The following is a 13,626-nucleotide window of genomic DNA, read 5'->3' as shown; positions in this document are numbered from 1 at the left end:
ATGATTTATCCTTGGCTTAGCAATGTTGAGCAGCAATTAGCAGCCAGTTTTAATGCTGGGCGTTTTCACCATGGACAATTATTTAATGGTCAACAAGGTGTTGGTAAGCGCGCCTTAGTGGAGCAGCTGGCTAATGCATTATTGTGCTTGTCTGCAACTAACTTAGTCCCTTGTGGGCATTGTAAGAGCTGCCATTTAAATCAAGCGGTTACTCATCCTGACAAATATGTAGTGCAAGCTGATGGACAAAGCATTGGTGTGGATGATATTCGCAGTGTCAGCGATTTCATGCATCAATCAGCGGCGCAAAATGCCAATAAAGTGGTGGTGATCAATGATTGCCATAAAATGACCACAGCGGCGGCCAATGCCTTACTTAAAACGTTAGAAGAGCCCAGCCCACAGCGATTTTTGTTACTAACAACGAGTGCGACAACGCAATTACCGGCCACTATTTTAAGTCGCTGCGCGCTTACACAAGTAAAAGTGAATGACGCCAATGTTGCTATGAATTGGATTTCCCAACTGCACGTTCCTGCATATCCATGGTTAAAAATGTTTACCCAGCAGCCATTATTGATTGCCCGTTGGCAACAAGATGAGCAGCTGGAAGTAATCGATGAATTGTATAAGTTTGCAACTGAGCTAAAACAAGGCCATAATTTCAGTGCGTTAGTTGATATTATCAGTAAAGATACAGAGCGTGTTCGCGTCTTTTGTTTATTTTTAAGCGAACAATTAAAACAACAACTCATTGCTGGAATGGATTTTGATTCATATCAGAGTGCGCAAAATGCATTGGCCGAATTTGTGCAAAACAGTACACAGATATTAGGATTGAACTTGCCGTTGGCAGTGTCTCGTTTAGCGTATCGTTTACGTAAAAGCTATAAGTAGGATTATTGTGCAAGAATTATTAGTCGATTTAGATGATCTAGATGAATTATACCGCTGCTATATGCCGTATTTAAAAAATGGTGGACTATTTGTGCGCACTAATATGCGTTATGAGATGGGTCATTCATTGGCATTAAAAGTGACATTACCGGATGCGCTTGAAGATGATGTAATAACCGGAAAAGTTACATGGATCACGCCACAAGGCGCGCAAAGTTCTAATCCACCGGGCATTGGTATTAGTTTTATCGATGATAAAACGAACCTAAATGTGAAGATCGAAAAACTACTAGGGACTATGTTAAACTCTGGTAATCCAACTTATACCATGTAGTAAGCAGTAACATGATTGTAGATTCTCATTGCCATTTAGACCGACTCGATTTTGATAAACTCGATTTAAACTTAGACCAAGTACTTGATAGTGCACGGGCTAAACAAGTTGAACACTTTTTATGTGTGAGTGTCACACTTGATCAATTCCCTAGTATGCTAGAAAAAATTCAAGGCTATAGTGATGTCTCTGCCTCGTGTGGTGTTCACCCGCTTGATCAAAAAGACGCACTTGATAAACAACGCTTAATTGATTTAGCAAGCCACGATAAAGTAGTAGCAATTGGCGAAACAGGGCTTGATTACTATTATTCGAAAGACACCCATGCCGTGCAACAAGCAAGTTTTGTGGGTCATATTGAAGTGGCGAACGAGTTACAAAAACCACTTATAATTCATACTCGCGATGCGCGCGACGACACCATAAACTTAATGCGTGAACATAACGCACAAAAGTGTGGTGGTGTATTGCATTGCTTTACTGAAGATTGGGATATGGCTAAAAAAGCCATCGACTTAGGCTTTTATATTTCTATCTCTGGCATTGTGACCTTTAAAAATGCCGTAGAGCTTAAAGATGTTGTTAAACAAATCCCTCTTGATAGATTATTAATCGAAACAGACTCGCCTTATCTAGCGCCAGTACCGTATCGTGGGAAAACTAATCAGCCCGCTTATGTGCAAGATGTTGCTTATTACATTGCTGATTTAAAAGGTATTAGCTACAAAGAGCTAGCCAAAGCGACTACGGAAAACTTCTACTCATTGTTCAACTTAGTGAACAAAGGTTAATTAGCATATGAGCACAGCATCACTTCCTCTATTAATAATGGGGCCGATGGTGCGCCGAGCTGATGCTGCAGAGGTTTGCATACAGTTTGCAACGTCTGTAGCATCACAATTTAGTATTGAATTTGATGATATAGACGTTTTTAGTGAGCAACAGAGCATTGCTTTAGGTACTCATCTTTACTTGCACTTTGTGATCGTAAAACCGATTGCCGCAACATTGCCTGTTAATCAGCTGATCAGCTACCGCCTATTAAACAGCAACTTAGACGTTGATTTAAGTGATTTTTGTTATCAAGGAAAAGCCACCCCTGAATTTGTGATCCCGCAAAAACTTGAGCAGATTTTACATGGCTCATGCCGTAACCCACATCATCCTGCAAAAGATAGCTTAGTGGCTGCGAATGATTTTCAACAGCAAAATCGCAGTGTAAATAAAACCGGGGCGGATGTTTTACTGCTCTCTGGTGATCAAGTGTATGCCGATGATGTTGCTGGTGCGATGTTATTAGCAATTGAACGACTGATCAGCGTATTAGGAATATACCAAGAGCAACCACTGGCAATTGATTTACCTGCACAGTTAAGTGAACAACTTTATCAGCGCCACTTATATTTACCGACGGTCCCTTGGCAAAAACGCAATAAAATAGGGGTTGGCTATTGGCTAAAAAAAGATGAGCCACATTTTTCAAGCTTAAAAGCTGCAAATCACTTGATCTTTTTTGAAGAGTTTATAGCCCTTTATTTACTCAATTTTAGCCCGTTACTGTGGGACTTAATTGACTTTGATAGTATTAGCTATCAAGCAAGCTCGCCCAAATGCCAGCAAGTTTTTGATAATGAAAAAGCAGCTTTAACGGATTTTAAAAATGGCTTAGTACACGTTCAGGTGCTACTGGCAAATATTTCAACGTTAATGATGTTTGACGATCATGATGTTACCGATGATTGGAACTTGACGGCTGGTTGGGAGCAGGTTATTTACCAACATCCAGTTAGCCGCCGTATTGTTAATAATGGCTTGATCAGTTATTGGCTGATGCAAGGCTTTGGCAATGATGCAGGTCATAAAACAGCTGCTTTACTTGATGCGTTTAAGACGAGTTTTTCTGAGCAAAAACAATGGCAATTTAAAGCGTTTGATAAAACCATTCTCGAGTTTAATCATTGGCATTATGAGTTGAATACTGTGCCTAAAGTGGTCGTGCTGGATACCCGCACTCATCGTTGGCGTAATGAGCAAAACTTTAATGAGCCCTCTGGTCTACTTGATTGGGAGCGTCTCACTGAGCTCGAAGAAAGTTTAGTGACTCATGAACAAGTGATCATTGTCTCACCCGCACCGGTGTTTGGCGTTAAATCAATTGAAGCTATTCAGTCATTGTTTAATATTTGCGGACAGCCATTATTAGTTGATGTTGAAAACTGGATGGCCCACGAAGGCTCAGCTAAAAAGTTACTGGATACCTTTCGCCGTGACGATACCCCTAAAGAAACGCTTATTTTATCGGGTGATGTACATTACTCATTCTGTTTTTCCGTACAGAAACGCTTTGGTAAGCACCCCAATAGAATTTGGCAACTTACTGCCAGTGGTATTAAAAATGAGTTTCCGCGTAAATTAATTAACGTGCTGGATAAGTTAGACTCGATTTTATACGCGCCGAAAAGCCCGTTAAACTTTTTTACAAAGCGTTGGCAGATGGAAGTCGATAAACATCAAACCATCGGGGAGGGGCAAAAATACTTGGTGAGTGATTCAGCGATTAGTTTGATTGAATTACAACAAGGAAAGCTGGCGCGTTATCAGTTACTCCATCCCGATAATCGCACCACAGAGTTTGATTTAAGCAATGATTAATTTAATGGTTTGCGCTGTTGTTTTACATAGTCGCTAACGTTACTTACTGTATCTAACCAATAACCGTTAGCAGGATCTTTCAGATAAACAAGCAATTGCTCGAGTACTTTTGCGTCAGTGGTATATTGATCTCTGTTACCAATTTCATGGCCCGCTAAAATCAACCAAGCATTATTTTCCCGTAATTGATCCAGCATAGTAATGATTTCATCAAAACTCATTCCGTCGATCCTAAGTCCTGTTAGCTGTGCAAAATCAGTAAAATTAGGATTATTAGCTGACTCATCTAACCAAGTTCGGCCGCTGTCAAAATGTTTAGCGATTAAAGGCACGTAGCTCTTAGTATCAATGCCCCGGCCAACAAATGTATTGCCGCACGGATAAGCAAAGGCGCGAGGGGTCACTCCTAAATGATCTTTTAGGTATTGCTGCGCTGATAAAATATCATTTTCAAGCCACTTGAGTGTAGTGTGTTCAAGTGATAAGTCTTGTGCTCTTAACCATTCAAAATTCCCTGTACATACGTGGCTGCTGGTATGATTTGCAATTTCATGGCCCGATTTTACCGCGTCTTGCCACTGAGTTAGGCGCTGCTTAACGTTAAAAGGGGAAACATAAAAAGTTGCTTTGACTTGGTGCCTGTTCAAAATCGCAGTGCCAACATCGACTTGGCTGTGACGAGCATCATCAAACGTGATACTCACAGCATTTTGCGCTTTATGCGGGTAATTAAAACCAAGGTATTTTTGCGACTCAGGATTGGCAATAACAGAGAATGACAGTACTGAAATAGTCATGATCAATGAAGATATTTTTAACATGGTAGTCCTTACACTTTCTTAGTCTATATATAGAAACAAGTTATGTGTAATAAAGCAATGATTACCTAAGTGACTGAATAAATTTCAAGACGATAGCTTATTCATAGACAAAAAAACGCCCAGAACGAATCCGCATTGTTCTGGGCTTAGGGGATGGCTCTAATGAGCCTGCGCTAACTTTAAAAACACCTTCTAAGTTCATTAAGGGAGAAGTAGAAAGTAATATTAAGTGTAGTTAACATATGTAAAAAACCCCAATAAATGATGATTTTTTATACTGCTTATAAAACAACTGTTTGTCTTAAAACGAAGCGCAAAGCTTAAATTTTATACATTGGTTGTTGCCAACTTATCCACACCTTATTATTATCACCAGCTGATCAGTTGAGTGTTTTGTACTAAATCTCGAGGTAAGGAGTTTTTAATTTTATTTTTTTGCCACTTTCCAAGCCCTATCGGACAGCCACAAAGGGTTAAAACCACTTCGCCAAGTGCGTTGCTAGGTTCGCTTAAACGAATATCTTTACCTTGAAAGTAGTCATTGGCCTGCTCGTTACTTAGTGCAATTACATTAGCCTTACATTGGCCACCAAATACGGTGGCAAATTCGTGGTTAAGACGCACCCCATTTTTGTGGATCATGCCGAGGTGGATACCAAGTCGCGCGTATTTTATTTTGTTTTCAATGGCGGCAAACTGCTCAGGGAATAGCCACAGTTCTTTATCGCGCTGCATTAGTGAGCCGCTGAGTGATGTCAGGTCAAATTGTTTTTTTAGCTCAGTGTAAAATGCTTGGCTGGATTTTTTGTCAAACGGCTGAAAAGGGAATGCACCTTTTTTTACTTTTTGATTTGGATTATCGCAGCTAGCAAGCTTTTTAAACTTAGCAATAAAAAAGCCTTCGCTGTCGAATGTTTGCGGCCAGACATGCAAATAGCCTTCGCTGGTTGTGGCTCGCTCTGCACCTGCAAACAAATGATCTAATGGTTGTATTTCAAGATGCTCTGCAAACTCAGTGAGAAGATATTCGCACACTTGCTGATTTTCGAGCGGGGTTAAAGTACAGGTTGAATAGACTAATGTACCGCCTGGTTTTAATGCATAGAAAGCGCTTTTTATTAAGTTTTTTTGCACTTTGGCAATATCAATGTTTGACTCAATTGACCAATTCTTTAAGGCATCAGCATCTTTTCGAACCGTACCTTCGCCAGAGCATGGGGCATCGAGTAAAATACTGTCAAAGCATTCATACATATAATCGCCAAAAATAGCCCCATCAAAATGCGACAATGCACAATTGCCAACTCCCATACGCTTTAAGGTTGCGCTGAGTACTTTTAAACGAGATGACGACAGTTCATTGGCAACCAATACCCCGTGATTATTCATTAATGCTGCTAATTGAGAAGTTTTAGAGCCAGGAGCGGATGCCATGTCGAGCACATGAGTTGCATCAGTTAATGCGTCTTTAAGTGCTATTGGTGGCAGCATCGAACTGGCTTCTTGTACATACATAGCGCCACTTAAATGTAGATCCGTGTTACCCAGTGCCAGAGCTTGCTCTTCATGTTCACTGCGCTCTAACCAAAAACCTTCGCTACACCATGGGATTGGGCTTAATGTCCAGCCTCTATCAAGGGCATACTGCTGAAAATCCTCAACCGACATTTTAAGCGTATTGACACGTACAGATTTACGAAGCGGTCTGCGACAGGCATTGAGAAAGTCATCCAATGTTAGGTGTGCTGGTAAATAGGTCTTTACGTCATCTATAAAATGCTGGGGAATATAGGTATTGGCGTCCAAGGCAGTGCTCACAGAGAATTTTAAAGTTGTATTCTAGCATTATTAGTGGCTCAGAGCAGTGCCTTAAATAATCTTTTAAAGTATACAAACCTGTCGACACTTGGTGCATAAATGTGTGTTTTAAGTGTTTTTAAACATTATTTATTATACTTATGTCGACAATAGCCGTTTTTAAACGCAGTTTTTACTGATTTAGGGTTGACACATTTACAGCTAAAGACCATAGTGTATCCGTAAATTGTCGACAATCTTAGAAGGTGAACAATGACGCAAGATGCTTTTAGTGAAACACCTATTACTACCGCCTCAGATCAGGTATTTGTGGATATGCGTCGAGAAATTGTCGAAGGCATTATTGTTCAAGGTAGCAAGATATCCGAGCCAGAACTGGCAAAGCGTTATGGTGTAAGCCGTGCAACGCTTCGTGAAGCGCTTAACCGCCTTGAAAGTTGTTATTTAGTTGAGCGTAAAGCGAATGTGGGTTGTCGTGTTGTGGCACTTACAGCTGAACGTTTAATAGAAGTATATCAAGTTCGCAGTGCGCTTGAAGGTTTAGCGTGTCGTTTAGCTGCCGACAATATGGCACCGGATGAAGTACAAAGTTTAAAGCAATTACTTAATCAGCATCTGAAAACACAACGTGTAAAAGAGGGTGAGTCTTACTATCAAGAAGCCGGCGATCTGGATTTTCATTATCGCATTATTAAAGGCAGTAAAAACGACCACCTTATTCACTTATTGAGTAACGGACTTTATCAGTTAATTCGTATGTATCGTGTGCAAATGGGCATGGTTGGGCCTCGCGTATCAAAAGCGTTTGATGAGCACTTAGCCATTATTAATGCGATTGAAAACCATGATGGGGAATTAGCTGAGTTATTGATGAAGCGCCATATCAGTGCATCGCAAGCCAATATACAAACGAAGTTTAATTTACATGCCGCGCAAAATGAGCGCGCGGAGCAGTAAAAACGTCATATTAAACCATTAAAAAATATAAGTTGTCATAAAGCAACCCCGTTCAAAGTTAGGAGAATGTAATGTCAGCAGGATTAAAATTTAAACAGGCGATTGCCAATAATCATCCATTACAAGTCGTCGGCACAATCAACGCTTACACGGCGATGATGGCTGAAAAAATGGGTCATCAAGCAATTTACCTTTCAGGTGCAGGTGTCGCGAATGCTTCATTTGGTATGCCTGATTTGGGGATGACCAGTCTTGATAATGTTTTGGAAGATATTCGCCGCATCACAGGTGCCAGCGATTTACCATTACTTGTTGATGCCGATACTGGTTGGGGTGGAGCATTTAATATTGCTCGCACAGTCAAAGAGATGACCAAAGCCGGCGCGGCGGGGTTTCATATTGAAGATCAAGTAGCGCAAAAGCGTTGCGGCCATCGCCCGAATAAAGAAATTGTCTCGCAAAGCGAGATGGTTGACCGTATTAAAGCGGCTGTTGATGCTAAAACTGACAGTGACTTTTACATTATGGCGCGTACTGATGCGTTTCAAAAAGAAGGCTTAAATGCCGCGATTGAACGTGCAGCAGCCTGTGTTGAAGCTGGTGCCGATGCGATTTTTGCAGAAGCCGTACACGATCTTGCCGACTATCAAGCCTTTACCAAAGCGATTAATGTGCCTATTTTGGCTAACATTACTGAGTTTGGCCAAACGCCAATTTATACTAAAGAGCAACTAAGTGATGTAGGCGTAGAAATGGTGCTTTACCCACTTAGCGCGTTCAGAGCAATGAATAAAGCGGCACTTAACGTCTATTCAGCAATTTTAAATGAAGGCTCTCAACAGAGCCAAATTGAAAATATGCAAACACGTGCTGAGCTTTATGACTTTTTAGATTATCACTCGTATGAAAATACACTCGATAACCTTTTTTCAGCAAAATCTGATAAATAATAATAAATTCAACAGGAGACACATCATGGTAGATAAAGCATTAGGCGGCGCAGGACTTCGCGGACAAGTAGCAGGCCAAACAGCACTTTGTACAGTAGGGCAAACCGGTTCAGGCTTAACGTATTGTGGTTACGACATTGCAGAGCTTGCTGAAAAAGCGCAGTTTGAAGAAGTATCTTTCCTGCTTTCGCGCGGTGAATTACCGACCTCTGCAGAGCTTAGCGAATACAAAGCTAAACTAAAAAGTTTACGTGGTTTACCACCGGCACTGAAAACTGTACTTGAAAACATTCCAAAAGACGCGCACCCAATGGATGTTATGCGTACAGGTTGCTCTATGCTAGGTAACCTTGAAATGGAGCATGACTTTAGTCAGGCTAATGATGCCATTGACCGTATGGTTGCGGTATTCCCAAGCATTATTTGTTACTGGTATCGTTTTACTCACGACGGTGTGCGTATTGAAACACAAACTGATGATGACTCAGTTGGCGCGCATTTTTTAACGCTACTACATGATAAAGCGCCATCAGAGTTATTTGCTCAAGTGATGAATGTATCGCTGATTTTATATGCAGAGCATGAATTTAATGCCTCAACCTTTACAGGTCGCGTTTGTGCATCGACATTATCTGACATTCACTCTTGTGTAACAGGTGCTATTGGTACGTTACGTGGCCCATTACATGGCGGCGCGAATGAAGCGGCAATGGATATGATTGAAGGCTTTAAAGATGCAGACCATGCAGAGCAAGAAATCATGGGCATGCTGGAGCGTAAAGATAAAATTATGGGCTTTGGTCACGCAATCTATCGCGAATCAGATCCACGTAATGTGATCATTAAAAAGTGGTCTGAAAAACTCGCTGCAGAGCTAGGCGACGAGGTACTTTATCCAGTATCAGTGCGCTGTGAAGAAATTATGTGGCGTGAGAAGAAGTTATTTTGTAACGCAGACTTTTTCCATGCATCGGCGTATCACTTTATGGGCATTCCAACTAAGTTATTCACCCCTATTTTTGTTATGAGCCGTGTAACAGGCTGGACCGCACACGTAAAAGAGCAACGCGCTAATAACCGTATTATTCGCCCAAGTGCAGATTACACTGGGCCAGAAGCGCGTAGTTATACGCCAATCGAATCACGTTAAGACTATTAAAGGTGGGCGAAAATACGCTCACCTTTTATTTTTTGCACATTGCCACTAGCGCATAGTTTTTAAGGCCTCTTTTTTCATACATCCCTTAAACACGCTATACGTGTGCGACCACCGTCACCAAATTAGCGAGTCTTGTAATGACTATCATAAACAATACTAAATACAGAAAACCCTTACCTAACTCTAATGTCGATTATTTTGACACCCAAGCTGCAATTGATGAAATTAAGGCTGGTGCGTACGCAGCCTTACCCTATACATCACGTGTTTTAGCAGAGAATTTAGTACGCCGCTGTGAGCCGCAAATGCTAACCGCAGCACTGTCGCAGCTTATCGAACGCAAACAAGATTTAGATTTCCCTTGGTATCCCGCGCGCGTAGTCTGTCACGATATTTTGGGACAAACAGCACTGGTTGATTTAGCTGGCTTGCGTGATGCCATTGCAGCCAAAGGCGGCGATCCAGCTAAAGTTAACCCAGTAGTACCAACACAGTTGATTGTTGATCACTCATTAGCCGTTGAATACGCTGGGTTTGATCCTGATGCTTTTGAAAAAAACCGCGCTATTGAAGATAGACGTAACGATGACCGTTTCCACTTTATTAATTGGACCAAAACTGCGTTTAAAAATATTGATGTGATCCCACCGGGTAACGGCATTATGCATCAAATCAACCTTGAGAAAATGTCGCCGGTGATCCAAAGCCGCGATGGGATTGCTTTTCCTGATACCTTAGTCGGTACTGATAGCCACACACCGCATGTTGATGCGTTAGGTGTCATTGCAGTAGGTGTTGGCGGCCTTGAAGCCGAAAGCGTGATGCTTGGCCGCGCCTCTTATATGCGTTTGCCTGATATTATTGGTGTTGAACTCAGTGGCAAACGTCAACCGGGTATTACAGCAACGGATATCGTGCTTGCGATCACTGAGTTTTTACGTGGGCAGCGTGTCGTATCAAGCTATTTAGAGTTTTATGGTGAAGGCGCAGATGCATTGACATTAGGCGATCGCGCTACTATCTCAAATATGACACCAGAATTTGGTGCCACCGCAGCGATGTTTTATATCGACCAGATGACCATTGATTACTTACGCCTAACAGGACGTGAAGAAGAGCAAATTGCCTTAGTTGAAAATTACGCAAAAACTACCGGTCTGTGGAGCGACAGCCTAAAAACAGCGCAGTACGATCGGGTATTAAAATTTGATCTATCAAGCGTTGGCCGCAATATTGCTGGACCGTCAAATCCGCATCGCCGTGTTTCAACCAGTGATTTGGCAGTGCAGGGGATCTCTGGGGTTGTTGAAAATGAAGATGGTTTAATGCCGGACGGTGCCTGTATTATTGCTGCTATCACTAGTTGTACGAATACCAGTAATCCACGTAACGTCATTGCAGCTGGTCTTATTGCGCGTAATGCAAATGCGAAGGGCTTAACTCGCAAGCCATGGGTTAAAACCTCATTAGCACCGGGTTCAAAAACAGTGCAATCGTATCTTGAAGATGCCAAATTACTGTCAGAATTAGAGCAACTTGGTTTTGGTATTGTTGGCTTTGCGTGCACTACCTGCAACGGTATGAGTGGTGCGCTTGATCCCATTATTCAACAAGAAGTGATTGATCGCGACCTATACGCCACGGCAGTGCTCTCTGGTAATCGTAATTTTGATGGCCGTATTCACCCATACGCTAAGCAAGCATTTTTAGCGTCTCCGCCATTAGTAGTTGCCTATGCCATTGCAGGAACTATTCGTTTTGATATTGAAAAAGACGTACTCGGACAAGACCTGCAGGGCAATGACGTAACCTTAAAAGATATTTGGCCATCAGATGAAGAGATTGATGCAGTGATTAAACAAAGCGTAAAACCTGAGCAGTATAAGAAGGTTTACGAGCCGATGTTTAATTTAACCGTTGATTACGGTGAAGATAACGACCCACTTTACGATTGGCGCCCACAAAGTACTTATATTCGCCGCCCGCCATATTGGGAAGGCGCACTCGCTGGTGAGCGTACCATGAAAGGCATGCGCGCATTAGCGGTACTTGGCGATAACATCACAACTGATCATTTATCACCGTCAAATGCAATTATGGCCAGTAGTGCAGCAGGTGAGTACTTAACGCATATGGGTGTGCCAGAAGAAGACTTTAATTCGTATGCAACGCACCGCGGCGACCATTTAACTGCACAACGTGCAACTTTTGCTAATCCTAAATTACTTAATGAAATGGTGATTGAAAATGGCGAAGTGAAACAAGGCTCATATGCCCGTATTGAGCCTGAGGGCAAAGTTACTCGGATGTGGGAAGCAATCGAAACCTATATGCAGCGCAAACAACCATTAATTATTGTTGCAGGAGCTGACTATGGACAAGGTTCTTCTCGTGATTGGGCAGCCAAAGGCGTGCGTTTAGCAGGCGTTGAAGTTATTGCTGCAGAAGGTTTTGAGCGTATACACCGTACTAACTTAATTGGTATGGGTGTATTACCGCTGGAATTTAAAGCGGGCACCACCCGTAAAACGCTTAAGCTAGAAGGTAGTGAAAGTTACGATGTAACTGGTGAATTAACACCAGGTGCGAGCGTTAATTTAACGATTACCCGCACTAATGGTGAAGTATTAAATGTGCCAACAAAGTGCCGTATTGATACTCAAGAAGAACTATCCATTTATGCTGCAGGTGGCGTATTACAACGCTTTGCTCAAGACTTTTTAGAAGCCACGCAAAGTGTATAAGGAAAACAGTCATGACATTTAAACCACAAATTAAAGTACCTGCCACCTACATGCGCGGTGGCACTAGTAAAGGGGTATTCTTTAATCTCAGCGATTTACCAGAGGCTGCACAAGTGGCAGGTTCTGTGCGAGATAATTTATTGCTGCGAGTGATTGGTAGCCCAGATCCATATGGCAAACAAACCGATGGTATGGGGGGGGCTACTTCTAGTACCAGTAAAACCGTTATTTTAAGTAAAAGTGAGCAAGCTGATCACGATGTTGATTACTTATTTGGCCAAGTTGCTATTGATAAAGCGTTTGTTGATTGGAGCGGAAACTGCGGCAATTTAACTTCTGCAGTTGGCGCATTTGCAATTAGTAATGGTCTTGTTGATGCTAGCCGTATTCCAGAAAACGGTATGGCTATAGTGCGAGTTTGGCAAGCTAATATTAAAAAAAGCATTTTAGTGCATGTGCCAATGACCAATGGTGAAGTACAAGAAACGGGTGACTTTGAACTCGACGGGGTGACATTTCCCGCCGCTGAGGTGAAATTAGAGTTCATTGATCCAGCGGATGGCGATGGTGCGCTATTTCCAACAGGCAATGTGGTAGATGAACTAGCAGTCCCTGAGTTTGGTGTACTTAGAGCCACTATGATCAACGCGGGTATCCCTACTATTTTTGTTAATGCAGCAGATATCGGCTATACCGGCACTGAACTTCAAGATGATATAAATAATGACGAACAAGCATTAGCTAAGCTTGAGTCTATTAGAGCGCATGGAGCAGTAAAAATGGGCTTGATCGCTCATATTAGTGAGGCGGCAGCGCGTCAACATACACCAAAAGTGGCATTTATTAATAAACCAATGACATATCTAGCTTCAAGCGGTAAAGAAATTCACAGTGATAATATCAACCTACTGGTACGTGCCATGTCGATGGGGAAACTTCATCATGCCATGATGGGGACTGCCGCTGTTGCAATCGGCACCGCAGCTGCGATAGCAGGATCGCTCGTTAATCTTGCAGCTGGTGGCGGTCAGTTGAGCGAAGTTAATTTTGGCCATCCGTCAGGTACATTAACTGTAGGCGCGCAAGCGATACTTCAAAACGGTAAGTGGCAGGTAACCAAGGCCAGTATGAGTCGCAGTGCTCGTGTGCTAATGGAAGGCGTTGTCCGAGTACCTGAGGCGAATTAATTAATGTAAGAAAACGAAAAGTGACTGCTAAGTTACTTTTCCTCTCTTATTTATGTGAATGAATGTAAATGGATTTGCATTATTTTATATCTTTCGGTTAACATTTC

At 42.1% G+C, this 13,626-nt stretch carries 11 protein-coding genes; 9 read left to right on the top strand and 2 right to left on the bottom strand.

What is annotated here, in order from left to right; translation table 11 throughout:
• The 4 genes from holB to PSR9079_RS15710 are packed head-to-tail and all read left to right on the top strand — an operon-like array spanning position 1 to position 3,883.
• Positions 1–897: a DNA polymerase III subunit delta' gene (gene holB / locus PSR9079_RS15725; RefSeq protein ID WP_149982363.1), complete on the top strand. Its 897-nt coding sequence runs from the start codon at positions 1–3 to the stop codon at positions 895–897.
• A gap of 7 nt (positions 898–904) precedes the next feature.
• A complete protein-coding gene (locus PSR9079_RS15720) occupies positions 905–1,231 on the top strand; it encodes a PilZ domain-containing protein (RefSeq protein WP_145233592.1) in 327 nt (108 codons plus the stop codon).
• Positions 1,232–1,242: 11 nt separating this feature from the next.
• Positions 1,243–2,022, top strand: a complete 780-nt coding sequence (locus PSR9079_RS15715) for a TatD family hydrolase (protein ID WP_145233593.1) — start codon at positions 1,243–1,245, stop codon at positions 2,020–2,022.
• 7 nt (positions 2,023–2,029) lie between these two features.
• Complete coding sequence (locus tag PSR9079_RS15710) at positions 2,030–3,883, top strand: metallophosphoesterase family protein (RefSeq protein ID WP_149982362.1); 1,854 nt, start codon at positions 2,030–2,032, stop codon at positions 3,881–3,883.
• Here the strand turns inward: PSR9079_RS15710 and PSR9079_RS15705 are convergent.
• On the bottom strand, positions 3,880–4,704 hold the full coding sequence (locus PSR9079_RS15705; protein ID WP_149982361.1) for a polysaccharide deacetylase family protein: 825 nt from the start codon (positions 4,702–4,704) through the stop codon (positions 3,880–3,882). The genes PSR9079_RS15710 and PSR9079_RS15705 overlap by 4 nt on opposite strands.
• A gap of 369 nt (positions 4,705–5,073) precedes the next feature.
• Entirely contained in the window at positions 5,074–6,510 is a 1,437-nt protein-coding gene (gene rsmF / locus PSR9079_RS15700; RefSeq protein WP_145234083.1) for a 16S rRNA (cytosine(1407)-C(5))-methyltransferase RsmF, read from the bottom strand.
• 264 nt (positions 6,511–6,774) lie between these two features.
• On the opposite strand from rsmF, the gene PSR9079_RS15695 reads away from it, so the two are divergent.
• The 5 genes from PSR9079_RS15695 (at position 6,775) to prpF (ending at position 13,519) form a co-directional block, all read left to right on the top strand.
• On the top strand, positions 6,775–7,479 hold the full coding sequence (locus PSR9079_RS15695; protein WP_149982360.1) for a GntR family transcriptional regulator: 705 nt from the start codon (positions 6,775–6,777) through the stop codon (positions 7,477–7,479).
• Between the two features lie 71 nt (positions 7,480–7,550).
• Positions 7,551–8,429 carry a methylisocitrate lyase gene (gene prpB / locus PSR9079_RS15690; RefSeq protein WP_145233598.1) on the top strand — a complete coding sequence of 293 codons (879 nt, stop codon included), beginning with the start codon at positions 7,551–7,553 and terminating at the stop codon, positions 8,427–8,429.
• A gap of 25 nt (positions 8,430–8,454) precedes the next feature.
• A complete protein-coding gene (gene prpC / locus PSR9079_RS15685; protein ID WP_145233600.1) occupies positions 8,455–9,579 on the top strand; it encodes a bifunctional 2-methylcitrate synthase/citrate synthase in 1,125 nt (374 codons plus the stop codon).
• Positions 9,580–9,725: 146 nt separating this feature from the next.
• Complete coding sequence (gene acnD, locus PSR9079_RS15680) at positions 9,726–12,332, top strand: Fe/S-dependent 2-methylisocitrate dehydratase AcnD (protein ID WP_149982359.1); 2,607 nt, start codon at positions 9,726–9,728, stop codon at positions 12,330–12,332.
• Positions 12,333–12,343: 11 nt separating this feature from the next.
• Positions 12,344–13,519, top strand: a complete 1,176-nt coding sequence (prpF, locus tag PSR9079_RS15675; RefSeq protein WP_149982358.1) for a 2-methylaconitate cis-trans isomerase PrpF — start codon at positions 12,344–12,346, stop codon at positions 13,517–13,519.
• Positions 13,520–13,626: the final 107 nt, after the last annotated feature.

The sequence above is a fragment of the Pseudoalteromonas rhizosphaerae genome (genome assembly GCF_902498845.1).
In the GTDB taxonomy this organism is placed as follows: domain Bacteria; phylum Pseudomonadota; class Gammaproteobacteria; order Enterobacterales; family Alteromonadaceae; genus Pseudoalteromonas; species Pseudoalteromonas rhizosphaerae.
This window is presented reverse-complemented; position numbering and strand designations above follow the sequence as displayed.